Below are 26,477 nucleotides of genomic sequence, written 5' to 3' on the forward strand. Positions count from 1 at the left end.
CGCCTCTCTTATAAATACTCACAAAAAAATAGACAAAGCCGATTTGACTTTGTCTACTAAAATATAAAGTAAAATAATAGAGTTAAAATTATAATTGCCGGTTAATTCAGCTTACGACGCCAGAGCGTAATTTCATCACAATGAATACGTTCGATTTTTTGCTGAAGCATTCGTTTCTTCAATTCGCGTTCTGCTTGTTGCAAGGACATCGAATAGATTTCTGCTACTTCACTTGTCGTCAAGGTTTGAAAGCGTGAAAATAATTCATCAAAGGAAGGAAGGGGATTGCAAATGATTTCTTCTTCATTCATCATCTCCTGCAATATTTGGACATACACTTCATAGGTATACATGCCACTTACTTTTAATCCCTCGTCTTCGATACATTCGTTAAAGAAAACGATGCTTGGGACTTCCTCGATTTCCATTTCTCGCGTGATATGTAAATCACATTGAAAAGCGCGAGCAGCTTCCTTAGAGCCAAAATCCGAAATGAATTCATCGATGTCAATATCTGATTCCTTGGCAATTTCGATAAGAGCGGAATAGGAAGTGACTTCCTTCGTCTTTAGCAATGCGTGTTCCTGTAGTTTTAGCAAAAAGCGGGCTGATGCACGTTTACCTTGTAACTCAGCTGCTTTCACTGCGATTGAAGGGAGTGCAGGATGAGTAATATCCAATTCCGCCCCCGTCATGCAACCCTTTGTACGACGGCCCAATGTATTAAGAGAGGCGAGCTTCGTACTTAGAATATAACGCCATGTAAAATAATGTTCATATTCCAATTGGAGCTTACGCAGCATCGTCTGCATTTTTAGGGCTTTTTGACAAAGCGGATCGATAAAAATATATAATTCTATTGGTTTAGTAGTAGATGCTGGGGCAGGTTTCGACAATAATTGAACATTATTCACTCTGAACCCTCCTCATCTTCATTTGGCGCGTTAATCATATGATTCGCTGTCAAGACAAGACGTTGGTAGTAGACTTCACGGAAATTCCCTTCAAGTCCAACTTCATCCATTGCTTCCTTCATACATTCCAACCAGGCCTGCGCACGGTCAGGTGTAATCTTAAAGGGGATATGCCGTGCCCTTAGCATCGGATGTCCATGTTCTTCTGTATATATATTAGGCCCACCTAGGTACTGGGTCTGAAATTGAATTTGTTTTCTAGTTGTTTCAGTTAAGTCTTCCGGAAAAATAGGTATTAACTGTGGATGTCTCCCAACACGTTCATAAAAAGCGTGAAGGAGCTCAGAAAGTTTTTCAGCACCAATTTCCTCGTAAGGAATCGTGTATTTTCGATTCATAGGTGTACTCCTTTACTTCTTTTAGTATACGCAAGAATATCCATTTGTAGTATACTGTTTCGTCTATAACCACTGTTTTAAAGTAACGTGATATATATATTTTAACAACGTATTACTTTTTTCTCAAACAAATAGCATGACCGAGTCGTAGGATCGTTATCAAAATCATGGAAAACAAAGAAAAAAACTTCTATAAATCAAGCATTGTAGTAATTCAGTATTTTATTGACATAGTTTTTTGTTTCAGTAAATGGAGGAATTCCGCCATATTTTGAAACGTTTCCTGGACCTGCATTGTAGGCTGCCAGTGCTAATTCAATATTTTGATCGAATTTTTCTAGCATTTGGCCTAAATATTTTGTACCACCCATTATATTTTGTACGGGATCTTTTGGGTCTTGTACACCAAGATATTTTGCTGTACCGGGCATTAGCTGCATTAAACCTGTTGCACCGGCGGAACTGACAGCATGTTCATCATAGTTTGATTCTTGTTTCATGACTGCAGCGATAAGCTTTCCTGGCACACCGTATTTTTGCGAGGCTTGTTCAATAATATCACTATATGCGTTTGCGCCGGCCAATACGTTCGTAAATCCAGCAGTATTTAAGTAATCTTTATTTATGTAATTTGAGAAGACACTCTCCTCATTTTGTGTCAGGTCCGTGTAATAAGAAGTTGGCAATGTCTCACTATTGTAGACAAAAGATGATAAGTAATTGTTATCTATAGAATTGGTCGTTGTATTAGAATTAAGATTTCCGTAATACCCCAGTAAATTTTCAGGGTCAGTTAATGAAGAGGTAGATGGGGTCATCATTTCTTCAAGCAGCCCAGTGAAAACTGAAGGTTCACCCGATACGGATTGAACATTCGATTGTGTATTGCCAATTGATTGAATTGCTTGCAGTTCCAACAACATTTTCATTGATGATATATCCAAAACAATCAACCTTTCTCCGATTTTAATGCATTCATGAAGCGTGCGATTTTTTTATCGGCTATTTGCTTAGGAATGTCGTTTTCTTTCAAGAAGTTTTCAAAGATTTCTTCGCCGAGGGCTTCCTCGTCTGTCTCATATTCTACCTCATAATCATCGCAGTTTAAATAAAAAGAATGGTCAAACACAATAGTTCCACCTTTGTAACTAAATTCTACTCGATCTGTCGTTAGTGTGCCAAATAGACGCAACTGTTCGACGGGTACTTCCAGGTCCTGCAATTGAGTTTTTACACTATCTGCAAAGAACGCTTTTCCAGAAAGCATTAAATCGGCCTGTTCCTTTGTAATGGCATCCGTTATCTCAAGATGAGTATTTGCAGCAGTGCGTACTTTTAATGTACAAACAATGCTTTTTTTCGTTTCACGGATTCTTAAACCACTCAATAACTGTTTTAGCTGAAAGTCCTTCGTATCAAAATAGTGATTTGTTTGACGTACAATCATTTCTTCTGTCACTTGGAATTTTTTTAATAAAGTTTCATATTGTTGTTTAGTTAAGACATTTTTAAATTCAATTTCTAATTCTTGGGTCATGTTTTTCCTTCCTTAACAGGTATTTTCCACATTCTCTTTCTCGAATTGCAGGCAGCTATGTTAAAATATGATAAGAAAAGTGCAGAAGGGGAATTTTACATAATGCGAAATATTTATTACATTGAAAAATATCAATTCGTACATAATGATTTACACCTTAGTTTAAACGAAAATGAAAACAAAATACAAATTCAGCCTGCAGGGCAGGTTTTAACAGATTCAGATCATTTATCATTTATCTACCTCGTTGAAGAACAGGGTGAATATAGCTATTTATACTTGCCGGAAGACTTATGGCCAGCATTGGTGCGAGTTTTAAAGTCTGATCAAAACCCTTATCTTATTTTAAATGAACAAAAAATTGAATTAAGAAATTTTACAGAAGAATTGCAGATGCTCCTCTTCAATATCGAAGGGAACGAAAACTATGGAAAAGCCTTCGTTGAGGCAGTAGAAAAAGCTTTTACCGAGATTTTAAAAGAGGAAGCATAAGAACTTTAAAAAAATCGAGATATTTGATTTAGAAAGTTGAAAGTCTTTGCATTTGGGAGGAGTCTTCAATGGGAACGTGGGGAAATTTTTTAAGTCCTTATATCCAGGCAGTTGATGAGTTGAAAATAAAATTTAGAGGGATGCGTTCACAATTTGGTGCTTCTGGAACAACTTCTCCAATCGAATTTGTGACAGGGCGTGTGAAACCCTTAGCCAGTATATATGATAAAACACTTGAAAAAGGGGTTCCGTTTGAGCCATCAAAACAATTGGCTACCGAATTGCAAGATATTGCAGGGCTGCGGATTATGTGTCAATTTGTGGATGATATATCGACAGTGGCCAATCTGATTCGCCAAAGAGATGATTTGAAAGTTATTGAAGAAATTGATTATATTACCCATAGCAAGCCCAGTGGCTATCGTTCGTATCACATGATTGTAGCGTATCCCGTGGAAACCATCCAAGGCAAAATCGAAGTATTGGCCGAAATTCAAATCAGGACGTTGGCGATGAATTTTTGGGCTTCCATCGAGCATTCCATGAACTATAAGTATAAAGGGGTATTCCCGGAAGAAATCAAAAACCGATTGCAGAATGCTGCAGAAGCTGCTTTTAAGCTAGATGAAGAAATGTCTTCCATAAGAAGTGAGATACAAGAAGCACAGGTATACTTTAGTGAGTTTAAAGATTCAACAAATCCCAAAATTCGAATCCAATCCACTACTGAAGAAAAGGAGCGTGAGTAAGCTTTGCGATTTTCAATCCAGTCACGGCGAGATCCTCAATCAAATGAATTGATGGAGCTCGCAAAAACATATTTAACGGATTTTGGACTTATTTTAGATGAAGAAGAACCCGAAATCGTCATTTCAATCGGAGGGGATGGGACACTGCTTCACGCTTTTCATCGCCATGCGCATCGCTTGGATCAAGTTGCATTTGTAGGGATTCATACTGGTCATCTTGGTTTTTATGCTGACTGGAAACCGTCCGAATTAGAAAAATTGGTGCTTTCCATTGCAAAAAATGAATTTAATGTAGTGGAGTACCCTTTGTTGGAGGTTCAAGTACATTGCCTTAACTCCGAAACGGTCAGGTATCTGGCATTGAATGAGGCAACCATTAAATCTCCTGACGTAACGCTGGTCATGGATGTCGAATTAAATGGCAATCAATTTGAACGTTTCCGAGGAGATGGTTTGTGTGTTTCCACACCATCCGGGAGTACAGCCTATAATAAAGCACTTGGTGGGGCGATTATCCATCCGACTCTACCAGCCATTCAAATTACTGAAATGGCCTCGATCAATAACCGGGTATTCCGTACTGTAGGATCTTCTCTGGTGTTGCCAGCACACCATAATTGCACATTAAAGCCTGTTAAAGATCAGCAATTCACTATGACGATTGATCATAAACATTTTGTGCAAAGCGACCTGAAATGGATTACATTCAATGTGGCCGCCGAAAAAGTCCGTTTTGCACGTTTTCGCCCATTTCCATTCTGGGAACGCGTTCATGACTCATTTGTTTCGAATGATTGATTAGGAGTTAGCATGGACAATAGATTTAAATTGCAATTTCAAGCTAGTAAAGATGGACAACTTTTGCGGGAGGCAATAAGTCGGTTTGGTATATCCAAAAGGGGACTAACATCAATCAAGTACAATGGCGGTGCTTTATTGGTAAATGGGGAGGAAAGAACAGTTCGGCATGTCCTGAAATGTGGGGATGAAGTTACCGTTTTATTTCCACCTGAGGAATTCAGTGAAGGGCTTATTGTTGAGCACAGGGATTTACCCATCCTTTATGAAGATGATGCATTCTTGATTCTGGATAAACCTCCGTTTATGAATATCATTCCTTCCCGCGAGCATCCGACCGGAAGTCTGGCAAACTATATTGGTGGGTACTTTGAAAAACAGGGCATCCATTCAACGGTACATATTGTCACAAGATTAGACCGTGATACTTCGGGGATAGTATGTATCGCCAAGCATAGCCATATTCATCATTTAATGGGGCTTGCCCAAAAACGGAATTTGATTAATAAACAATATGAAGCAATCGTTCATGGACATTTAAAGGAAACAGAGAAATCCATTATCGCACCGATAGGACGTAAAGAGACCAGTATTATTGAGAGGGAGGTTCGTCCAGATGGACAATTTTCCCATACCGATGTCTTGGTCCTAAAAAGAGGGTATACAAAAACAATGGAGCCGGTTACCCACGTAAGGCTAAAACTTCATACTGGCAGAACCCATCAAATACGGGTCCATATGGCTCATATTGGCCACCCTTTAGTGGGCGATGAGCTATATGGCGGGAGTCGCGCCATTCTTAATAGGCAAGCACTACATTGTGTACTGCTGGAACTAGAGCATCCTTTAACTGGGCAACCGTTGCGTTTTACAAGTGAAGTTCTTGAACCAATGCGAAATTTGTTGAATAATTAGATGAAAAGATGTTCGGAAAATAGCGAACATCTTTTGTTTTTGTCATAGACTGTATACAAAGAGAAGATTGCTTTTGTTTATCGGTAATTTATTGAATTATTAAAACTTTGCGATGTCTTAAAAATACCTTTACGACTAAACATTTTCCACCTATTATTACATTGAGAGGAGGGGACAAGTATGGTAGAACAACAAAATAATAAAAATGAAGAGCTCTTTAATGAAGAAGAATTACGACAGTATTTAATAGATGAAAATATTGACCAATTCCGTGAAATCTTTTTGGAGCTCCATTCCTATGACCAGGCCCAATTTTATGAGAAGGTAGGGCCTGATATACGAAGTACCATCTATTTATTCTTGTCTCCTCAAGAAATGGCGACAATATTTGAAACGATTGAATTAGAGGATAAAGAATACGAGCAATTTTTAAATGAAATGGATACTGCATATGGGGCGGAAATGCTTTCTTATATGTATACAGATGATGCGGTAGACGTTTTAAATGAACTGGATGATGAACAGCGTGAAAGCTATCTCGAAATGATGGATAGTGAAACAGCTGAGGAGATCAATGAATTACTGGCATATGCGGAGTATACTGCCGGGGCTATTATGACGACCGAATATGTGTCGGTCTATGAAAATTCGACAGTCCGCTCAGCCATGACGGTTCTGCGTAATGAGGCACCGAACGCTGAAACGATTTATTATGTTTTCGTGGTAGATGATAATCATCGTTTAAGTGGTGTTATTTCTCTTAGAGACTTAATCATTTCGGATGAGGATACATTAATCCATGACATTATGAATGAGCGTGTTGTCTATGTGAAGGCTTCTGATGACCAGGAAGAAGTTGCGCAAATCATGAAGGATTATAATTTTTTGGCCATTCCCGTTGTAAATGACGGTCATGAAATGCTGGGAATCATTACTGTCGATGATATCATCGACGTTATTGATGAAGAAGCAACGGATGACTATTCAAAGCTTGCGGGTTTATCCGATGTGGATGACGTCGAAGCAAGCCCCTTTAAAGCAGCGAAAAAACGATTGCCTTGGTTAATCATGCTGTTGTTTTTAGGGATGATAACAGCAACGCTAATGGGGCAGTTTGAGGCAACTTTAGACAAGGTTGCATTACTTGCCCTCTTTATTCCCCTGATTTCGGGTACTTCCGGAAACAGTGGCACACAAGCTCTTGCTGTTGCTGTACGTGGTATTGCAACAGGTGAAATCGGCGATAAAAGCAAATTCAAAATGCTTCTACGTGAAGTGTTGACGGGGTTAATTACCGGGATTGTTTGTGGCCTGATTGTGGTAGGAATTATTTACTTTTGGAAGGATAACTTAATCATTGGGCTTTTGGTTGGTGCAGCAATCAGTACCTCTATTCTAGTGGCAACCATTGCGGGTTCCTTTATCCCGCTGCTGATTCATAAACTTGGAGCGGACCCAGCAGTTGCATCAGGTCCTTTTATTACAACGTTGAATGATGTAACAAGTATACTAATCTACCTGGGATTAGCATCGGTTTTCTTGGGAAAATTAATGTAGCTGGGCTAGAGGGTTGGTCCAAAATTCATGATCGGTGATTGGATTCACGAAAAACTTCATTTTGCATATTTATAAGTAAAAAAGGGATGTGTAAAATGGAAGAACCAATTTTGTTTATTTCAAGCCCGCCAGTTTATTTTACCGAGATTGCAGAGGTTAAGGATATTTTCTTGGAGGAGAGTACCTCTGTATTTGTACCGAACCGTTCTGATCGCATACTTGATCAAGTTATCGCTAGACAGTTAAATTACTTTTCACAACCTATTAACCAATTTAGAACCTTAGTCTTTCATCTAGTTGATGGCGACAGAATGGTAGGGAAAGTGGCAGAAGTAATGGGTAGTGATGTGAAAATTAAGTTATCCAATCAGATAACGATGATTAACGGCAATGATATAAAACAAATTACGATTGCTAATGAAATTTAGACGATAAAAGAGTGGTTCAATATAAAGTTGAATCGCTCTTTTTTTGCGGGGAAAATATTGGAGAGAGAATCTTTTGGTGGGAAACGTGAAGCGAAGTCGTTTCCCTTAAAAGCTCAAAACGGTAGTAACCGGGAATCGAGGAGCGATATCGTTGCCCTTAAAAGCTGAAAACGTTAATGACTGGGAAGCGAGAAGCGAAGTCGCTTCCCCCTGAAAGCTGAAAACAGTAGTGACCGGGAAGCGAGAAGCGAAGTCGTTGTCCCTGAAAGCTGAATACGTTAATGACCGGGGGGAAGCGAGAAGCGATATCGTTGCTCCTGAAAGCTGAAAACGGTAATGACCGGGAAGCGAGAAGCGATATCGTTGCCCCTGAAAGCTGAAAACAGTAATGACCGGGAAGCGAGAAGCGAAGTCGTTGCCCCTGAAAGCTGAAAACAGTAGTGACCGGGAAGCGAGAAGCGATATCGTTGCCCCTGAAAGCCGAAAACGGTAATGACCGGGAAGCGACTGCCCCCCTATAAACCGAAAAAAATAGTGACCGTTAACCAAGAAGCGATCCCATGACAGAAATTTAACTACCCACTAACCATCTTTCTCCCAAAATGCATTAAATACAAAAAAGACCCAACAGCCGTTATAAATTGGCTGTTTGGGTCCATACTAAGCTATCTTAGTGATGATGGATATTTAGGTCAACATCTGCCACACATTGAATCGCCGTGAAGTTATTTAGATCAACAGTTACACAAGTTTCTGTTTTCTTGAATTTTGTAATGTCTTCGAATGCTTCTGCTACCATTTCACTTGTTTCTTCGTCAAATAACTCTACTGCTTCCTCTTCTTCTACGGCAACAATAGCACGTAAAGTAGCACAGCAATCACCGAATACATCCTCCACTCGGAAGAATGGTGTAAGTGTGTATGTGCAATCTCTACCTTTCGCTACCACCTTGAATGGTCTGCCTAGGTTATCTAAAAGCATGAAAACACGAGTATCCGCGTGACCATGTTTAGTTAGACCACCGATTGGTTCTATGAAACAGCTAGTGCCACAAGTATCGTCATTTCTTACTGCTTGATTTTGTAGCTTTAAAATTGTTTTAACAACTTCACAAATACAACCTGTATTCATCATCTCTTCTCTTGATGAACTCTCGAATTTATTTTTTCCACAACCCATTTTTGTTTCACCCCTCTTAAGTTTAGTTCAATCTACAATATGTGATTTCCGGGATGAAAACCGGGCTTTTGTACTGAGGGCATAAAATTCCTTGAAAATTTCTTGTCATAAATTACCGATTTACCTAACTATCCGGAATGAATACTTTGAAATTTTAATGCCCATAATGAGAGAAAAAAGGGGGTTGAATCTTGAAAAAATTGGCAGTGTTATTTCTGGGTCCACTTTTTTTGATTGGCTGCTCTAATGAACAAACTATTGAGATATCCGGAGTGAGTGCGGATGAAGAGAAAAGAGTAGAAATCGAAGACATCATACGGAATTCGGAGGAAGTGTATTCGGGAACAGCCATTATGGTTGATAAGGAATTGTTGGTGGCCATACAAGTCAAGCCTTGGCTTGGGTTCAAAGAAAGAAAGGTCGAGAAGAGATTACAAAAGGAAATAGAAGAAAAATATCCTGATCTAAAAGTACTTGTTTCCTCGGATTATAAGATGCATTGGGAAACACAAAAACTTCTTGATGAAGAGGATGACAAAAAGTTAACAAAGGAAGTCAAGAAACTTAAGGATTTAGCAAAGGAGGAGACTTAATTGGATCCGCAACAATATCAACAAATAGAACAACAAAATACACCTCCTACCCCGTATTTAAAAAATGCGTTAAAGGCATTTTTAGTAGGTGGGATTATTTGTGCGATTGGACAAGCAATAACGTATTTATATATTATCTTTTTTGATTTTACGGATAAAACTGCAGGAAATGCCACGGTTGCAACGATGGTCTTTATTGCGATGGTGTTGACGGGCTTGGGATTATACCGTAAGCTTGGGGCATTTGCAGGAGCCGGTAGTGCAGTGCCGGTAACGGGATTTGGAAATGCGGTAGTATCTGCAGCAATTGAAGGGCGAACAGAAGGCTGGGTTTTGGGTGTAGGCAGTAATATGTTCAAACTAGCTGGATCGGTTATTTTGTTTGGTGTTGGTTCAGCCTTTTTCATCGCACTGATTAAGCTGATTTTAGTGTCAATGGGTGTGGTAAAATGGTAATTTTATTCCCATCGAAACCATCCATCCTTGCTTGTGGCGCTGTAGCAGGTCCTCTTGAAAATAAGAGTGTTTTTAATTCTTACTTTGACTCGATTTCCGAAGATGAAAGATGGGGTCAAAAGACAAATGAGCAGGGACACTCGAAAATGATTCAGGAAGCCTGTGATATTGTGATGAAGAAAGCTGATTTGAAAAATTTAGATGTCGATTACTTTTTAAGTGGAGATTTAGTAAATCAGATGACCCCAACAAATTTCGCAGCGAGAGAGCTTGCTATTTCCTTTATAGGGCTATTTTCTGCCTGTGCAACTTCTGTTTCATCTGTTATTATTGCAAGTCTTCTAACAGAACTGGGTGCCTCGGAATACGCGATTGCAGGTGCTGCTAGCCAACATAATGCCATTGAAAGGCAATTCCGTTATCCCATTGACTATGGTGCACAGAAGCCAGCGACTGCTCAGTGGACAGTGACGGCAGCAGGCTATGCCCTGATTGGAAAACATGATCCAAAACTGCCATCTATCGTTGCCGGTACGGTTGGAAAGGTGATGGATTATGGGGATGTAAATCCGTTTCATATGGGCGGAGCTATGGCCCCGGCTGCGTACGATACAATCAATTCCCATCTAAAGAAACGTCATCAAAAAATAACGGATTATGATTTAATTATGACTGGAGATTTAGGAAAGATTGGATTAAAGATTCTAAAGGCGATGTTCGCTCAAACAGACGCAAAACAAGAAGAACTACAAGTATTCCGAGATGCTGGGGCAGAATATTACGGAGAAGATGAAGCATTCCAAGCAGGAGCAAGTGGTGCAGGTTGTTCTGCATCCGTCTATTTCAGTTATATAGAGCAACAATTGAAGACTGGACGCTTTAAAAGAGTGTTATTGGTTGCCACTGGCGCTCTTCTCTCTCCAATGTCTTTCCAACAAGGTGAATCGATTCCTTGTACTGCGCATGCGATTGAAATTACGATGGGGTGAGGAGAAAAATATGGTTTTTTTTAGTTTTTTAATTGCATTTATTGTTGGTGGATTAATCTGTGTGGTTGGTCAGTTGATTATGGATGTAGGAAAACTTACACCAGGCCATACATTAGCCATTTTAGTAGTAGCAGGAGCCGTTTTGGATGGCCTTGGATTATATGAGCCCTTGATTGACTTTGCAGGAGCCGGAGCGACAGTCCCGATTACATCCTTTGGTAATTCGTTAACCCATGGAGCTTTAGCCGAAGCTGAAAAGCACGGCTGGGTAGGAGTGTTAACAGGTATGTTTGAGGTAACAAGTTCCGGGATAAGTGCAGCGATTGTATTCGGATTGATAGCAGCATTAATATTTAAACCAAAAGGAAAAGCAAACTAGACGAATTCCCCAACTTTTCTTTGTATGCCGACATAGTATACAAAGTGAAAGGAGGGGATTTTTATGTGGAATCACTGTGGTCAAGTAAGCCCTGCCTATGATTGTTGTGGACCAACTCACAGCATGCCTGCATATGATATGTGTGGAGGCAGCGGAGGATACAAAGGTTCTTACTTCGTGTTAATCGTTGTACTATTCATTTTATTAATCATTGTAGGAAAGTGCTATATGTAAGGAGGGGAGATAAATGCAAAACCCTTTTTTTAAACAGATAGAAAACAAGACGGGCGTAAGCATGGAGGAAATTTTTGCTCTAGCAAATGCAATACAACATGCTGATTTTACGAATGAAAAACAGGTCCGTAAAATTATAAGACGTGTAAGCAAAGTGGCAAATAAACCGGTAACAAAAGAACTTGAAGATCAAATTGTTAAATCCATTGTGCAGGATGGAAAGTCTTTGGATTTGGGGAAAATCCAAAAAATGCTCGGTTAATAGTTCAAAAGCAGTCGCAAATTTTAGCGACTGCTTTTGTTAATAATTGATGGAATCTTCTTGGCTATTGGGAATTAATTTTTCCATTGCGCGATGCGGAATGCCTGCATCCAAAAATTCCGGAGATGTAACTTGATAATGTAACTTCTCATAAAAAGGGATGGCATAGCTTTGTGCATTGAGTTTTAGTTTCGATATGCCAAGCTCTTTAGCATACTTTTCAATATTCTGCATAATGAGCAAACCAAGTTTCTTGCCTCGATAGGGTTCAAGTACACAAACCCGTTCAACCTTGCCTATGTCTTCTTCTATTTTGCGAAGGCGTGCAGCGGCTATCGGTTTGTCTTGGTCTTTAACCAGAAAGTGGATGGAAGATGAATCATTGTCATCCAGCTCGAGGTGCTCAGGCACACCTTGTTCTTCAACAAAAACTCTTTTCCTGACAGAAAATGCCAAACTTAGGTCCTTTTCATTTTCAACAATATTAAATTGATACACTTGTTATTCAGCCCCAGTTAATCGATAAGTTTCGTAAGTAGTCCAAGAGCCATCCTCAAGCTGGTAGACTAGGTGGATGCGATCGATTACTTCCTGTTCGTTTACGCCAATCATGCGTAATTGACCATAAATATCGTCGTGCTCCGTTGCAGTTAAGTCCTGCGCTATCGTAATATGCGGAATAAAGACATGCTTCGGTTTGCCAATATTCAATTGCTGCTGAAGATCTTGATGTATTTTTTGGAGTTGATCTGTTGGCTCAACTTTAAAATAGATGACATTCGTTGTTGGAAAGAATGAACTAATTTTAGACGCGTGAATATTTAAAGGTGCATGGTTTGCTGCAATCGAAGCAATTGATTGGGAAATATTGCTGATTTCATTTTCATCTGCTTCGAATGCCTCTTTAAGCGTAATATGCGGTGTAATTTTTGAATAATGAGAGTCGTAACGTTTGCGATATGTGTTTGCTAAATCTTGTAATCGTTTTGATGGAAATGCTACAATACCGTATTTCATCATTTAAGCCCCCTTAAATTTTCATGATACTAACAATTATAACAGAATTTTAAAAAGTTCGACATTTCACTTGCCGATAATTAATTGAAATTTTCAATTAATGCTCTTTTTAAATCAGGTTTCCAATACTTCCATGTATGATTGCCATTGAATTCTTCATAGAATGTTTTATAACCCTTGGCTGAAAGCAGTGAGTGCAGCTGGCGATTCGGTGTCAAAAAGTCTTTAATCTGTTTGTCTGTCGTCAGGACCTTATCCTCACCTGTGCCAATCACATGATAAACTGAAACCGCATTCATATTATTCGATTGTTCTACAATTTTTAAAACATGTTCATCCACATAAGGGGATTGTAAAATGGCTTTGGCAAAAATCGAAGGATATTTTAATGCTGCCAATAAAGAAACAGTGGCAGCCATCGAATCTCCGATAACCCCTCTTGTCGAGCCTAGTTGAAAAGTAGAAAATTCCTCATCCAAATAAGGAACAAGCTCATGTGCGAGAAAACGAAGGTAAGCCTCGTGAAGATGCCCGGTTGGAATATACTTTTGTCTGCGATCTTCTACACTTTTGTATGGAATTCCGACAATAATAATATTCTCGATTTCATAATCATCAAGTAACTGATCCGCTAATCGAGCAATACCACCGAGTTGGAAATAATCCTTTCCGTCAGAAGCGATTAAGATGTTATATTTATTTAGTGGTGTATAATTTGCAGGTACGTAAATTAATAATTCCTGCTCTTCATTCAGTGAAGAACTAAAAAAAGAAACTTCCCTAATGGAGCCGTGATCCATGTAGTGTCTCCTCCTTATCTTAAAAGGTGATGTACCGAAATTGTATCATAATGAAACTCCCAGGGGTACTATGTAGTATGGCTATAAGGACATAAATAAGTAGTTGAATTCTACATACTCTAAATGAAAAGAGGTTGGAAAGCTTGCAGGATAAAAAAGGTCGAGTTCCCTCAGAAGCTGTTGCACAAGCAACAAAAGAAGCGTTAAAACGGCGCGGAGTGACAATTGAAGATATCGCCGAGATTGTCTATAGATTGCAATTGCCCTACAATACTAACTTGTTGATGGAAGATTGTATTGATTCAGTTGAACGTGTTCTGCGAAAACGAGAGGTCCAACATTCTGTACTCGTAGGGATAGAGCTAGATGAACTCGCCGAAAAGAAAAAGCTTTCAGAGCCGCTGCAATCCATTATCGAATCCGATGAAGGGTTATTTGGGGTTGATGAGACACTTGCACTTGGCGCGGTCATGACATATGGAAGCATTGCATTAACCACTTTTGGTTATTTAGATAAGAGTAAAATAGGGATTATCAAAGAACTTGATACAAAAATAGACAGAAGTGTGCATACATTTCTGGATGATCTAGTTGCCAGTATCGCAGCCAGTGCAGCTTCAAGAATCGCTCACCGCTTTCGTGATTTGGAAGAGGATGGGGTTGCAATGGCAGATACACCAGCACTGGTACTTGAATCATCCTCACATGCTGGTTCGGATTTTTAATCTGGCTAGATAAGTCGTAAAATAATATAAAGATGAAGTAAACTTTTTAGCAAAAGAGGCAAATACGATGAAACCAAATGATATAAAAACTTTAATCACAAGCGGAACGGTGATATTAGCCGTTCTGTTGTATTTATTATTTAGATAAAATTATTGAAGAAACCAGAAGCAGCTCAAATTTTTGTGAAAAAATAATAGACCCTTTCCAAATTGAAAAGGGTCTCGTTTTGTATTTGAATCCAAAAATTCCTAGAAAACAACTACTACCTAAAAATGACTAATAATCCATTTGTCCAAAGTCTTCCTGCGGCAATCCTTCTTCATCTTCTTTTAAGAATAAAAAAGATTCGTCCTTTAATTGATGTAATCTTTCTTCATTTAATCCAATAGACAAAGGTCCTGAAAAAATTTTCTCCCACCAAGTATCAGTCGAAATCATAATAAATTGCCCCCTTCAGATTTGTCTCTTTCCTTATAAATACCATCTGTACAATAAAATTAAACATTTAAGAAGGAATTAGACGATAAATTGTAGTAAATTGTACATAGTTATTATGAACAAATAAATTCTAATTATGTATTAAGGGTAGGGATGTAGATGGCAAGTTTTACAGCACAAGACGTTGAAAACATGATAGAAGAGCAAAAAAAGTTTTATTTAACAGGACATACAAAAAATATAGAATTTCGGAAAAAACAATTACTGAAATTAAAAAGTAAGATCAAGAAATATGAAAAAGATATTTTAAAGGCTTTAAATTTGGATTTAGGAAAAAGTGAGTTTGAAGCCTACTCCAATGAAATTGGCATTGTCCTTGATAGCATAAACAATTTTATAAAAAATATCGATGAATGGTCAAAACCGGTACACGTTAAAACACCGATACATTTCCAGCCTGCCAAGAGCTTTATGGTTAGGGAACCGTACGGGGTTGCCTTAATAATTGGTCCTTTCAATTATCCTTTCCAGCTTGTAATGGAGCCTTTGATTGGCGCTATTATAGGTGGAAATACTGCCATTGTTAAGCCATCTGAAACTACTCCACACACAACCGAAATTACGAAGAAGATTATTGAAGAAACATTTGATACTTCCTATATCCGGGTGGTCGAGGGAGAGAAGGAAGAAGTGACGCATCTGATTCACGCTGCATTTGATTATATTTTCTTTACCGGCAGTGTAGCGGTGGGGAAAGTTGTTATGCGTGCGGCTGCTGAAAGGTTAACCCCGATTACTTTAGAACTTGGCGGCAAAAGTCCGACGATTGTCGATCAAACGGCGAATCTGGAAGTTGCTGCAAAACGAATCATCTGGGGAAAATTCAACAATACCGGGCAAACTTGTGTAGCACCGGATTACCTGCTGGTGCATTCCTCGATTTATGATCGATTCGTTAAAGAATTGCAGGACACTATTGTGCAATTTTATGGCGAAGATGCACAAAGCAGCGGGGACTACGGACGAATTGTGAACAGCCGTCATTTTTCCCGGCTTCAAAAATTACTTTCGGCTGAAAAAGATAAGGTCACATACGGCGGCAACATAGACGAGGAAAATCTTTATATCGAACCGACGATTCTGGAAAATATAGATTGGTCCAGCCCGATAATGGAAGATGAAATCTTTGGACCGATCCTACCTATTATGAAATACGACAACCTAAAATACACAATCCATCAGATTCAAAAGTTGCCCAAGCCCCTGGCTGCCTATTTCTTCTCGGAACATGAAAAGGCCATTGATTATTTCCTTGAGGAATTGCCATTTGGTGGCGGCTGCATTAATGATACGGTAACTCATGTGGCAAATCCTTATTTGCCATTTGGAGGAGTTGGGCCTTCGGGTGTAAATGCCTATCATGGCAAGGCAAGCTTTGAAAACTTTACACATCCAAAATCCATTATGAAGCGTTCCTCAAAATTGGCGAACAATTTATTGTTCCCGCCATATAAACACAAATTAAAACTGGTAAGAGCAATGCTTAAATAAAAAATCATCTAAAAAGCAGCGATTTTCGCTATTTTTTGGCGGAGATCGTGTTTTTTAGAAACTTCCTTATTATTGGAATGCAATAGAAGTGGTATAATATTGTATACAATACTATCAGAAAATGAGCGGTTCTATTTATAGGAAAGATTTTTTGGAATACATATTTATAAGGTTGTCGATTTTTGGTGAATTTTGATATCATTAAATTTATTTAGAAGTTACGGAAATTTAGGGGGCTTTTTAGTGAATAATGTATTTGATGAAAAACGTACAATTGATTTATTGCGTCAATTAGTAAATATTCCTAGTCCATCAGGCTATACCAAAACAATTATGAATTTTATAGGGAATCATTTACATAATCTAGGTATTGACTATAGACAGACAAATAAAGGTGCGATTATTGCTACAATTGAAGGCGAGAATACTAGTATCCACCGTCTCTTAACTGCACATACCGATACATTGGGCGCGATGGTGAAGGAAGTAAAGTCAAACGGACGACTAAAGCTAGCAATGATTGGCGGATTTAAATGGAATGCAGTTGAGGGGGAGTATTGTACAATCCATACTGCACAAGGCAAAAAAATCCGTGGTACAATCCTGCTCCATGAAACAACAGTCCATGTCTATCAGAATCCGGATGCAATCAAAAGAGATGAAAATCATATCGAAGTTCGCATTGATGAAAAATGCTTAAACGCTGAAGATGTTCGCTCGATCGGTATAGAAGTAGGAGATTTTGTATCTTTTGACCCCCGTTTTGAACATACAGATTCCGGGTTTATCAAATCCAGACATTTAGATGATAAAGCTAGTACTGCTTTAATCTTGCAATTAGTCCATTCCATTAAAGAAAATGACATCAAATTGCCTTACACAACACATTTTTATATTTCTAACAATGAAGAGATCGGCTACGGAGGGAATTCCAATATTCCGGAACAAGTAGTGGAATATATTGCGGTAGATATGGGTGCAATCGGTGATGGCCAAAGCTCCGATGAGTTTACTGTATCAATATGCGCCAAGGATTCAAGCGGCCCATATCATTATGAATTAACAAGACATTTAGTTGAGTTGGCAAAAACAAAAGCTATCGATTACAAACTGGATATCTATCCAAATTATGGCTCGGATGCTTCTGCTGCAATCCGCGCGGGATTTGATGTGAAACATGCATTATTTGGACCAGGTATTGAGGCTTCACATGCCTATGAGCGTACTCATGTGGATTCGTTAAGAGCGACAGCACAATTGTTATACGCTTACGTAATTTCACGAATGGATTCGGAGGATTAATATGTATACAGAGGAATTATTAAGTATCATCCCATTGAAGAAAATTACTGGGCAGCTACCAAATACAATAAAAGATATTTCAATCGATTCAAGAAGTGTCCAACCGAAAAGTTTATTTGTGTGTATCAAGGGTGAAACAGTTGACGGTCATAACTTTGCACAGAAAGCAGTTGATGCAGGGGCGACGGTTGTTGTAACTGAACGTGAGCTTTCATTGGAAGGTGAAGTTGCACAAGTAATTGTAAAAAATACAGAACGTGCCTTAGGGCTACTAGCCTCCAAATTTTTCGAGTATCCTTCCAATGATTTGATGATGATCGGTGTAACAGGCACTAATGGAAAGACTAGTGTTTCAGGAATAATCCACCATATCCTGGTAGGACTTGGGGAAAGGTCGGCCCTTTCCGGAACGATTGGCTTTGAATTAAACGGCGTGCTTTATGAAACAGCTAATACGACAAATGATGTATTAAGTACACAGCAAATGATTTTCCGTGCGAAAATGGAAGGCTGTAGTGCGATGGTCATGGAGGTGTCCTCCCACGGTTTAGCGTTGGGAAGATTAGCAGGTGTCGATTATGACGTGGCAGTATTTACAAATCTGACGCATGATCATCTAGATTTCCATGGAACGATGGAAGAGTACGGAAATGCTAAAGGATTATTGTTTTCCCAAATGGGGCAGGACTTTACGAAAAACAAGTATGTTGTATTGAATGCAGATGATGCTTGGTCCGAAAAATACGAAAAAATGACATCATACCCAGTATGGACATATGGTTTGAAAAATCACGCGATTTTCAGGGCGGAAAATTGTAATTATGAAGACGGTCTAACAACATTCGATATGCTTACACCTGAAGGGAAATTCCCGGTAACCATGCATCTGCTGGGCGAATTCAATGTCTATAATGTGTTGGCGGCTACTGCAGTCTTTTACGCTAGAGGATACTCAATTGAAGAAATCATTGAACAAATTGAGGATTTAGCACCAGTACGCGGACGGATGGAACGTGTTAATACGGATTTACCTTTACAAATTTTCATTGATTATGCCCATACACCAGATGCCATCGAAAAAGCAATCACTGCGGCTTTGCCTTATAAAAAGGAAGAAAATAAATTAATTTTCTTATTTGGAACTGGCGGAAACCGGGATAAATCTAAACGCCCTGCAATGGCTAAGGAGGCATCTCGAGCTGACTACGTGGTACTCACAACCGATGACCCGCGCTATGAAGAGTATGATAGTATTACAAGCGATCTAGCTAAAGGAATGACTCACGAAAACTATGCTTGTATTGGAGACCGTGCAGAAGCAGTACGTCATGCCATATCCATAGCAGAGCCGGGAGATATCATTATCTTTGCCGGGAAAGGCCATGAAGATTACCAAATCATCGAAAATACAAAGTATCCTCATAGTGATGCTGAAATTGCAATCGAAGCAGGACGATTAAAATTCGTTTAATGAGACAAAAATAGCATAAAAACTAATTTGCCTTTAGGCTGTTTGGTAAGCGATCGTTTACCAAACAGCCATTAAATTTTATTTGGTAATGTACGATTAATTGGATACTTCCATGAATTTATCCTTAATATAAATCGTACATAAAAGGAAAAATGATTGTACTACGAACGAATAATCTTTTATTATACTGATATGTACTTAGAATGAAATCGGTATACGGAAAAACCAAATTGTCGTCCTTTTGGCGGTAAATATATTTTTCCTGATAGCTTTGATATAGAAAAAGGAGAAAAAGAATGACTTCAAAATTAGAACAAGACATTTTATCGCGTCGTACCTTTGCCATTATCTCTCACCCGGATGCTGGTAAAACGACAATTACAGAGAAATTATTATTATTCGGTGGTGCCATCCGTGACGCTGGTACAGTAAAAGGAAAGAAGACAGGAAAATTTGCTACATCTGACTGGATGGAAATCGAAAAACAACGTGGGATTTCTGTTACCTCATCAGTAATGCAATTTGACTATCTCGGAAACCGGGTGAATATCCTGGATACACCGGGTCACCAAGATTTCTCGGAAGATACGTATCGAACTTTAATGGCAGTAGATAGTGCAGTAATGGTAGTAGACGCTGCCAAAGGGATAGAGGCGCAAACATTAAAACTATTTAAAGTTTGTCGCCTGCGAGGTATACCAATCTTTACATTCATCAACAAACTCGACCGCCAAGGAAAAGAACCTCTCGAATTAATCGAGGAGCTTGAAGAAGTATTAGGAATCAATGCCTATCCGATGAACTGGCCGATCGGGATGGGGAAAGAATTTTTAGGGATTTACGATCGCTACAATAAACGAATTGAACAATTCCGGACAGATGAATCAGAGCGCTTCTTGCCGATCGATGAAGACGGGGAGCTAGCTGTCGAACATCCAATGAAAGTGACTTCTTATTATACTCAAGCAATGGATGATATCATGCTGCTGAACGAAGCAGGGAATGATTTTTCTGAAGAAAAAATCAGACGTGGTGAGTTAACTCCTGTATTCTTTGGATCAGCATTAACAAACTTTGGTGTGCAAACATTCCTTGAAACATATCTACAATTCGCTCCTGCACCACAGCCTCGTTTAACGGAGGATGAGCAGTTTATCGATCCGGTTGAACATAATGAACTTTCGGGGTTTATATTTAAAATCCAGGCAAATATGAACCCGGCGCACCGTGACAGAATTGCATTTGTGCGAATTGTTTCAGGGAAGTTTGAGCGTGGCATGAACGTTACACTTTCACGTACGAATAAATCATTTAAGGTAACGCAATCTACACAGTTCCTGGCAGATGATCGGGAAACAGTGGATGAGGCAGTTGCAGGTGATATTATCGGACTTTATGATACAGGAACATACCAAATTGGGGATACGATTGTAGGCGGCAAGAAACCATTCCAATTCGAGAAACTGCCTCAGTTCACACCAGAGCTTTTTATGCGTGTAACTGCTAAAAATGTGATGAAGTCAAAGCAATTCCATAAAGGGATTCTGCAATTAGTGCAAGAAGGGGCAATCCAATATTATAAAACCCTTCATACGGAAGAAGTAATTCTTGGTGCTGTTGGACAATTACAATTTGAAGTGTTCGAGCATCGTATGAAAAATGAATATAATGTGGAAGTACAAATGCAGCCGATTGGTTCAAAAATCGCCCGCTGGATTGAAAATGAGGAAGATGTAAAAGAATCAATGCATTCTACTCGTTCAATGCTTGTAAAAGACCGCTTCGATAACTTGGTATTCCTGTTTGAAAATGAATTTGCAATGCGTTGGTTCTCGGAGAAAAATGAAGACATTAAACTATACAGCTTATTGTAGGAAATTGAAGAACGTCATGTTATATGGCGTTCTGTTTGCTGTTCATAATCCGCTGTATACAAATTAAATAATTTTATTGCAATTACTACCAGCTATGTTATAATTAATTTAAATAATAACTGAATAACCATTTGACTATTGTCAAAGGGGAGTAGCTTATAAGTATTGAAAAATACTTACTTCACAGTCGTCATTACATGGTGGGAACCATCGGGTGTGAAAGCATTAATTGATTTCATCTTATTTACTGAAATCATTCCAATTGCTTAGCAAGACCTTTGCCTATTTATTTAGGCATGGGTCTTTTCTTTTTGCCCTAAAATGGTTATTCAGTGAAATTTATTTACTTGCAGTAGGAATTAGCAACACCACCAAACTGCATGAGTAAAACAAGCTTATCCAAAAAGCAAAACAAGGTAAGCTGTTTTTCTCATAAAAAACTTTTATCGTGGAAACATAACTTAAGGAGGAAGATGTAGTGGAAATATTTTTAGAGTATGCTTGGGTATTGCTGGTACTGGTTGTATTGGAAGGATTGCTTGCTGCCGATAATGCTGTTGTTATGGCTGTAATGGTTAAACATTTACCCCAAGACCAACAGAAAAAAGCTTTATTTTATGGATTGTTTGGAGCGTTCGTCTTCCGTTTTGCAGCTCTGTTCTTAATTACAGTTCTAGTAAACTATTGGCAAATCCAGGCCATTGGTGCAGCATATCTGTTATTCATCTCGATCAAGAACATCTACGACCAGAAATTTAAGAAAGATGATGAAGAAGAAGATGGTGTTGAAGAACACACTAAAAAAGGAAAAGGCTTCTGGGCAACAGTTGCCAAAGTTGAAATGGCAGACATTGCATTCGCTGTAGACTCTATGTTGGCTGCGGTTGCCATTGCTGTAACATTACCTGAAGTAGGTGATTTCAGTATTGGTGGCATTAATGCGGGACAATTTGGAGTTATGTTCTTCGGTGGGGTTATTGGTCTAATTTTAATGCGTTTCGCAGCTCAGTGGTTCGTAAAGGTTTTACACGACTACCCGGATCTGGAAACTGCTGCCTTTTTAATTGTAGGTTGGGTTGGTGTGAAATTGGCTGTATTAACACTTTCACATGATAAGATTGCTATCCTGCCGCATGAGTTCCCGCATTCAACAACATGGAAATTAATTTTCTGGATTGTATTACTTCTTATTGCAGTCGGTGGATGGTTCTTGGGAGTGACAAAAAAGAAAAAGCAAGCAGCACAAGAATAACATAGTAAAAGTGGGGAACAGTGTATACTGTTCCTCTTTCTTTTTGCCCGAATGATTTTGTTGATTTATGCCAAACTACAACAGAAGATTTCTGGTAGGAAAAAGAGTGATGGTAGATGAAACGCAGAGAATTAATTACCCTTTATAAAATTACTATTAGTTGAAGCGATAAAAATTATTAACAGCTTGAAGGTTCACATTATATTGAAATTCCATTATACTTGTAGAACTAGAACAATAAGTAAAAGAGGCGAATCAAGTGGCCGAATATCAAAAAAAAACTAGAACAATCACACCATTTCAGCTTCTTGTAAGTTATTATTTCTTCGCAATTGCTACTTCCTTCCTGCTATTGAGAATTCCAGCCGTCTATAAAGAGGGTGTTGATGTATCTCTTGTCGATACATTATTTACAGCAGTAAGTGCAGTAAGTGTAACAGGTTTAACGGTATTTAATATATCTGAAACCTTAACATCATTTGGCCTTATTGTATTGCTGGTGATTCTCCAACTGGGAGCAATCGGGATTATGTCATTGGGGACATTTCTATGGATAATATTAGGTAAGAGAATCGGTATGCGCGAAAGGCAATTAATCATGATTGACCACAACCAGTACAACTTATCTGGTGTCGTAAATTTATTGAGGGAAATCGTGAAGATTCTCTTTATCATTGAGGCAATCGGTGCATTTATTCTATCGTTTCATTTCATGCGATACTTTGATACGTGGGAGGAAGCAGTAAAACACGGAATTTTCGCTTCAATTTCCGCCACAACAAATGGCGGGTTTGACATTACTGGCGATAGTCTTATACCTTACCATACAGATTATTTTGTACAATTTGTAGTCATGATTTTAATTGTTTTGGGGGCAATTGGTTTCCCCGTATTAATAGAACTTAAAAGATTTCTATTTCGCAAAGAATCAGGATTTCGCTTTAGTCTCTTTACAAAAATTACAACCGTAACTTATGGGTTATTATTTATTGTCGGGACATTAGTTATTTTACTAATAGAGTCGTTCCACTCTTTAAAGGGGATGACATGGCATGAGAAATTGTTTACAGCAATGTTTCATTCAATTTCCGCTCGTTCCGGAGGATTAACTACTTTTGATGTGACATTATTTAGTGAAGCCACCGACATTTTTTTAAGCTTCCTAATGTTCATAGGGGCTTCGCCAAGTTCAGTGGGTGGAGGAATTCGTACGACGACCTTCGCACTTGCCATTTTGTTCTTATATAACTTTGCAAATGGGCGGACGGAAATACAGTTATACGGACGAGAAATTTATATGATTGATATTTTTAGATCTTATGTTGTCATTATTTTAGCCTTCTTCATGGTAATGATCTCGACTATGATTTTACTAATAACAGAACCAGCTGCTACAACAACACAAATTATATTTGAAATAACTTCTGCTTTCGGTACAGCCGGCATGTCCTTAGGGATTACAGAACATTTGTCGACAGAAGGTAAGTTCGTCATGATGATACTTATGTTTATCGGACGTGTAGGCTTAATATCCTTTTTATATACACTTGGTGGAAAAGTAGACAAACCGCCTTATCACTATCCAAAAGAGCGTGTAATAATTGGGTGATATTTACAAAACCTCATATATTATGAGGTTTTTTTAATAAATGTAAAAAAATTTAGAATTTACAGATTTTTAACGTGCAATTTTCTATAAAATTAGATAAATTATAAATAATAAATAATATAAGTATTATCGGATTAGTAAATAATATTATTTACAAAATATTAACCAAAATTAACATAGACAATTTGAGCAAAAATTTAATTTTATAGGTCTAATGATTTTAAAATTAGAATTCAATAGGTGAAATAATAAGGACTAATGTTATAGATCTAATATCTTATGTCGAGTGTAAAAATATTAAAAAAGATGGGAATTTACTATAGGAATAATTTTTCCACTGTTAAAATGATGTTATCTACCCATTCTCTTACCAAAAAAAGTGTGGAATAATTTATGGTAACTAATATTTTGAAAATTTAGTATAATTTATATTACAAAGTCATAAATTTCCAATGTCTTTAATAGAATATATAGTATAAGAATTGCGTGTGAGAGAGTACTTTTTCCGTGTGGAAAGGATTGGTGAGAGGAAAATGGTGAAAACTGATGGACCTATTTTTAGGAAATTGTTTCATACTGTTAAAGATCCAGTACTAATATTAAATACTTCCTGTCAAATAGAGTCAGTTAATGACCTTGCAGCGCATATGCTAAATATTGATCAATCATCAAGACAACAATTGCAAATGGACGAGACTTCAATGGCGAGATGGAGCAACTATTTAGAAAAGATTAAAAAAAATATGGGTGACTTTTGCAATCTAAACCTCAAAATTAGTGAAAATCAATTCAAAGAATTTCGGCTGAAGGGATACTATCATGAAAAAAAAGATCTTATTTTTGTCACAATATCGCCTGCTTCCGAGACTGTTTCATTAGATCAAAGCAGCAATATTGACATCTATTCCATGTTTAATGATGTTTCCCATGGTATTGTTCTAACTGATTTTAATGGAGAAATTGTTGATGCAAATGCAATAGCATTACAATATATTCAGTGCGAAAAAAGTCAGATTATCATGAAACAACATGAAATGCTTTTTGATTCCCTTACAGACTACGAATATAATAAACTTCAATATTTTGCAAACATAATGAACAATGGACGTGCTTCGATAAGTGTGTCGAGCGTAAATGAAAATGGGCAAATTCATTATTATCAAATGGATAGTAAGTTTAACTATAATATGAATTTAATTGTTACAACAATTACGGATGAAACAGAGAAAATACTGCTGAAAAAGCAAGTTGATCAGCAAGATTCATTGAACTCAATTGGTCATATGGCGGCAAGTATTGCCCATGAGATCCGTAATCCAATGACATCATTAAAAGGGTTTGTTGATTTATTAAAACTAAATTGCAACGATGATCACCAAAATTATCTTTCTGTCATGGATTCTGAATTACAGCGTATGGAGTCGATATTAACTGAACTGCTGTATTTATCGAAACCAAAAGAAAGAAGCTATGATGAAACCTCAATAAAACTAGTAGTGAACGAAGTGATTGAATTAATGCTGCCTCATGCAATGAGCCAAAATATACTGTTGAAAATGGATGATTGTGATTACTATCCTATGTATATTAGAGGAAATCATAATCGTTTAAAACAAATGCTTATTAACTTGGTTAAAAATGCAATAGAGGTTATGTGTAATGGCGGGGTGATTACAATCAAGCTTGAGAATCGTAATGGAGGGGTGGAAGTCTCTGTTATTGATGAAGGCAGAGGTTTGACTGATACAGAGATGGATCAATTGTTTACGCCATTTTTTACAACGAAATCTACTGGAACCGGTTTAGGATTATCCCTGGTAAAAAAGGTAGTAGAAGAACATAACGGCACTATAAATGTAGAAAGTTCGGTTGGATTAGGGACAACCTTTAGAATTGCATTGCCGGTTTGTAAAAGACAATTTTTACGTCAGGATGACGATAACGTAATTGAGATGTGGATGGACTTCACACCTATAAACAGAGTACCTGTCGTATGAGGGAAAAGTATACGGGTTTTGACAAAAGATTCTTTTTATCGCTATAATTCATTTATATATTGATAAAAAGGATGTTTTGTCATGTCTTCTAATGAAATTAAGCAATCGCTTAAATTGTATATTGTATTGTCTAGGGCGAATAAGGCAATTAATGAAGTGACGAATCAGTTTTTTCAACAGCACGGTTTAAATCCAACCGAATTTGCGGTATTAGAGTTGCTCTATCATAAAGGCCGCCAGCCGCTTCAACAGATTGGAAATAAAATCTTGCTAGCTAGTGGTTCTATTACGTATGTAATCGATAAGCTGGAAAAAAGAGGATATCTAGATCGCGTCTCATGTCCATCAGATCGACGCGTTACATTTGCGGAGATAACAGAATCAGGTGCAGAATTTATGAAAAAGCTTTTTCCGGAACACGAAGAAAATTTGCATGAGCTATTAAGTGTTTTAACGCCTGAGGAAAAGGATACTGCCATTGAGCTGTTAAAGAAATTAGGACTTTCCATTAAGGATTTGTCATACTAAAAGGAGTTGTCTCATTAAAATGAGGCAACTC

At 38.0% G+C, this 26,477-nt stretch carries 30 protein-coding genes; 21 read left to right on the forward strand and 9 right to left on the reverse strand.

The annotated features are described in order from the left end of the window. Positions 1-101: 101 nt before the first annotated feature. The 4 genes from QYB95_RS01975 to QYB95_RS01990 all read right to left on the reverse strand — a co-directional run bounded on the left by QYB95_RS01975 (position 102) and on the right by QYB95_RS01990 (position 2,849). Complete coding sequence (locus QYB95_RS01975) at positions 102-914, reverse strand: DsbA family protein (RefSeq protein WP_301136396.1); 813 nt, start codon at positions 912-914, stop codon at positions 102-104. Then, positions 911-1,312, reverse strand: coding sequence for a globin domain-containing protein (locus QYB95_RS01980; RefSeq protein ID WP_301136397.1), 402 nt, complete (start codon positions 1,310-1,312; stop codon positions 911-913). The genes QYB95_RS01975 and QYB95_RS01980 overlap by 4 nt, the downstream gene beginning before the upstream one ends. Before the next feature lie 197 nt (positions 1,313-1,509). Continuing rightward, positions 1,510-2,241 (reverse strand): lytic transglycosylase domain-containing protein, encoded by a 732-nt coding sequence (locus QYB95_RS01985; RefSeq protein ID WP_301136398.1) that lies wholly within the window; start codon positions 2,239-2,241, stop codon positions 1,510-1,512. Positions 2,242-2,261: 20 nt separating this feature from the next. Further along, positions 2,262-2,849 carry a CYTH domain-containing protein gene (locus tag QYB95_RS01990; protein WP_301136399.1) on the reverse strand — a complete coding sequence of 196 codons (588 nt, stop codon included), beginning with the start codon at positions 2,847-2,849 and terminating at the stop codon, positions 2,262-2,264. Between the two features lie 102 nt (positions 2,850-2,951). Between QYB95_RS01990 and QYB95_RS01995 the strand changes: the two genes are divergently transcribed. The 6 genes from QYB95_RS01995 (at position 2,952) to QYB95_RS02020 (ending at position 7,788) form a co-directional block, all read left to right on the forward strand. Further along, a complete protein-coding gene (locus tag QYB95_RS01995; protein ID WP_301136400.1) occupies positions 2,952-3,341 on the forward strand; it encodes a UPF0738 family protein in 390 nt (129 codons plus the stop codon). 68 nt (positions 3,342-3,409) lie between these two features. Beyond that, a complete protein-coding gene (locus tag QYB95_RS02000) occupies positions 3,410-4,090 on the forward strand; it encodes a GTP pyrophosphokinase (RefSeq protein ID WP_301136401.1) in 681 nt (226 codons plus the stop codon). A 3-nt stretch (positions 4,091-4,093) separates the two neighbouring features. Further along, a complete protein-coding gene (locus QYB95_RS02005) occupies positions 4,094-4,888 on the forward strand; it encodes an NAD kinase (protein ID WP_301136402.1) in 795 nt (264 codons plus the stop codon). A gap of 12 nt (positions 4,889-4,900) precedes the next feature. Next, positions 4,901-5,803 (forward strand): RluA family pseudouridine synthase, encoded by a 903-nt coding sequence (locus tag QYB95_RS02010; RefSeq protein WP_301136403.1) that lies wholly within the window; start codon positions 4,901-4,903, stop codon positions 5,801-5,803. Positions 5,804-5,983: 180 nt separating this feature from the next. Continuing rightward, positions 5,984-7,360: a magnesium transporter gene (gene mgtE / locus QYB95_RS02015; protein ID WP_301136405.1), complete on the forward strand. Its 1,377-nt coding sequence runs from the start codon at positions 5,984-5,986 to the stop codon at positions 7,358-7,360. A 95-nt stretch (positions 7,361-7,455) separates the two neighbouring features. Further along, the gene (locus QYB95_RS02020; RefSeq protein ID WP_301136406.1) at positions 7,456-7,788 is read left to right on the forward strand and encodes a hypothetical protein; all 333 of its coding nucleotides are present in this window, start codon (positions 7,456-7,458) and stop codon (positions 7,786-7,788) included. A gap of 670 nt (positions 7,789-8,458) precedes the next feature. On the opposite strand, the gene QYB95_RS02025 is transcribed toward QYB95_RS02020, so the two are convergent. After that, positions 8,459-8,968 carry a CotY/CotZ family spore coat protein gene (locus QYB95_RS02025; protein ID WP_301136407.1) on the reverse strand — a complete coding sequence of 170 codons (510 nt, stop codon included), beginning with the start codon at positions 8,966-8,968 and terminating at the stop codon, positions 8,459-8,461. Positions 8,969-9,159: 191 nt separating this feature from the next. On the opposite strand from QYB95_RS02025, the gene QYB95_RS02030 reads away from it, so the two are divergent. From QYB95_RS02030 to QYB95_RS02055, 6 genes are all read left to right on the forward strand, one after another. Continuing rightward, positions 9,160-9,561: a cation diffusion facilitator family transporter gene (locus tag QYB95_RS02030; protein ID WP_301136408.1), complete on the forward strand. Its 402-nt coding sequence runs from the start codon at positions 9,160-9,162 to the stop codon at positions 9,559-9,561. Beyond that, on the forward strand, positions 9,562-10,017 hold the full coding sequence (spoVAC, locus tag QYB95_RS02035; protein ID WP_301136409.1) for a stage V sporulation protein AC: 456 nt from the start codon (positions 9,562-9,564) through the stop codon (positions 10,015-10,017). It abuts the gene before it with no gap. Then, entirely contained in the window at positions 10,011-11,006 is a 996-nt protein-coding gene (locus QYB95_RS02040; protein WP_301136410.1) for a stage V sporulation protein AD, read from the forward strand. Before spoVAC ends, QYB95_RS02040 begins: the two co-directional genes overlap by 7 nt. A gap of 10 nt (positions 11,007-11,016) precedes the next feature. After that, positions 11,017-11,385 (forward strand): stage V sporulation protein AE, encoded by a 369-nt coding sequence (spoVAE, locus tag QYB95_RS02045; RefSeq protein WP_301136411.1) that lies wholly within the window; start codon positions 11,017-11,019, stop codon positions 11,383-11,385. A 63-nt stretch (positions 11,386-11,448) separates the two neighbouring features. After that, positions 11,449-11,619, forward strand: coding sequence for a YjcZ family sporulation protein (locus QYB95_RS02050; RefSeq protein ID WP_301136412.1), 171 nt, complete (start codon positions 11,449-11,451; stop codon positions 11,617-11,619). Between the two features lie 13 nt (positions 11,620-11,632). After that, complete coding sequence (locus QYB95_RS02055) at positions 11,633-11,881, forward strand: stage VI sporulation protein F (protein WP_301136413.1); 249 nt, start codon at positions 11,633-11,635, stop codon at positions 11,879-11,881. 39 nt (positions 11,882-11,920) lie between these two features. Here QYB95_RS02055 and QYB95_RS02060 read toward each other — a convergent pair whose 3' ends face one another. The 3 genes from QYB95_RS02060 to QYB95_RS02070 form a co-directional block, all read right to left on the reverse strand. Then, positions 11,921-12,379, reverse strand: a complete 459-nt coding sequence (locus QYB95_RS02060) for a GNAT family N-acetyltransferase (protein ID WP_301136414.1) — start codon at positions 12,377-12,379, stop codon at positions 11,921-11,923. 3 nt (positions 12,380-12,382) lie between these two features. Next, complete coding sequence (locus tag QYB95_RS02065; RefSeq protein ID WP_301136533.1) at positions 12,383-12,898, reverse strand: YjcG family protein; 516 nt, start codon at positions 12,896-12,898, stop codon at positions 12,383-12,385. An 80-nt stretch (positions 12,899-12,978) separates the two neighbouring features. Continuing rightward, complete coding sequence (locus QYB95_RS02070) at positions 12,979-13,698, reverse strand: alpha/beta hydrolase (RefSeq protein ID WP_301136415.1); 720 nt, start codon at positions 13,696-13,698, stop codon at positions 12,979-12,981. 143 nt (positions 13,699-13,841) lie between these two features. On the opposite strand from QYB95_RS02070, the gene QYB95_RS02075 reads away from it, so the two are divergent. Continuing rightward, the gene (locus tag QYB95_RS02075; RefSeq protein WP_301136416.1) at positions 13,842-14,423 is read left to right on the forward strand and encodes a phosphatidylglycerophosphatase A family protein; all 582 of its coding nucleotides are present in this window, start codon (positions 13,842-13,844) and stop codon (positions 14,421-14,423) included. A gap of 277 nt (positions 14,424-14,700) precedes the next feature. Here QYB95_RS02075 and QYB95_RS02080 read toward each other — a convergent pair whose 3' ends face one another. Next, entirely contained in the window at positions 14,701-14,862 is a 162-nt protein-coding gene (locus QYB95_RS02080) for a hypothetical protein (protein ID WP_301136417.1), read from the reverse strand. A gap of 159 nt (positions 14,863-15,021) precedes the next feature. Between QYB95_RS02080 and QYB95_RS02085 the strand changes: the two genes are divergently transcribed. The 8 genes from QYB95_RS02085 (at position 15,022) to QYB95_RS02120 (ending at position 26,446) form a co-directional block, all read left to right on the forward strand. Beyond that, positions 15,022-16,413 carry an aldehyde dehydrogenase gene (locus tag QYB95_RS02085; RefSeq protein WP_301136418.1) on the forward strand — a complete coding sequence of 464 codons (1,392 nt, stop codon included), beginning with the start codon at positions 15,022-15,024 and terminating at the stop codon, positions 16,411-16,413. Positions 16,414-16,656: 243 nt separating this feature from the next. Next, on the forward strand, positions 16,657-17,715 hold the full coding sequence (locus tag QYB95_RS02090) for a M42 family metallopeptidase (protein ID WP_301136419.1): 1,059 nt from the start codon (positions 16,657-16,659) through the stop codon (positions 17,713-17,715). Position 17,716: 1 nt separating this feature from the next. Next, complete coding sequence (locus tag QYB95_RS02095) at positions 17,717-19,186, forward strand: UDP-N-acetylmuramoyl-L-alanyl-D-glutamate--2,6-diaminopimelate ligase (RefSeq protein WP_301136420.1); 1,470 nt, start codon at positions 17,717-17,719, stop codon at positions 19,184-19,186. A gap of 296 nt (positions 19,187-19,482) precedes the next feature. After that, positions 19,483-21,060: a peptide chain release factor 3 gene (locus tag QYB95_RS02100; RefSeq protein WP_301136421.1), complete on the forward strand. Its 1,578-nt coding sequence runs from the start codon at positions 19,483-19,485 to the stop codon at positions 21,058-21,060. Between the two features lie 478 nt (positions 21,061-21,538). Continuing rightward, positions 21,539-22,312 (forward strand): TerC family protein, encoded by a 774-nt coding sequence (locus QYB95_RS02105; protein WP_301136422.1) that lies wholly within the window; start codon positions 21,539-21,541, stop codon positions 22,310-22,312. A 259-nt stretch (positions 22,313-22,571) separates the two neighbouring features. Continuing rightward, positions 22,572-23,921 (forward strand): TrkH family potassium uptake protein, encoded by a 1,350-nt coding sequence (locus QYB95_RS02110; RefSeq protein WP_301136423.1) that lies wholly within the window; start codon positions 22,572-22,574, stop codon positions 23,919-23,921. A gap of 533 nt (positions 23,922-24,454) precedes the next feature. Beyond that, complete coding sequence (locus tag QYB95_RS02115) at positions 24,455-25,918, forward strand: ATP-binding protein (RefSeq protein ID WP_301136424.1); 1,464 nt, start codon at positions 24,455-24,457, stop codon at positions 25,916-25,918. 81 nt (positions 25,919-25,999) lie between these two features. Then, positions 26,000-26,446, forward strand: coding sequence for a MarR family winged helix-turn-helix transcriptional regulator (locus tag QYB95_RS02120; RefSeq protein WP_282991020.1), 447 nt, complete (start codon positions 26,000-26,002; stop codon positions 26,444-26,446). The last annotated feature ends 31 nt before the right edge of the window (positions 26,447-26,477 follow it).

Origin of the sequence: Ureibacillus aquaedulcis, assembly GCF_030418165.1 — a bacterium.
GTDB lineage: Bacteria > Bacillota > Bacilli > Bacillales_A > Planococcaceae > Ureibacillus > Ureibacillus aquaedulcis.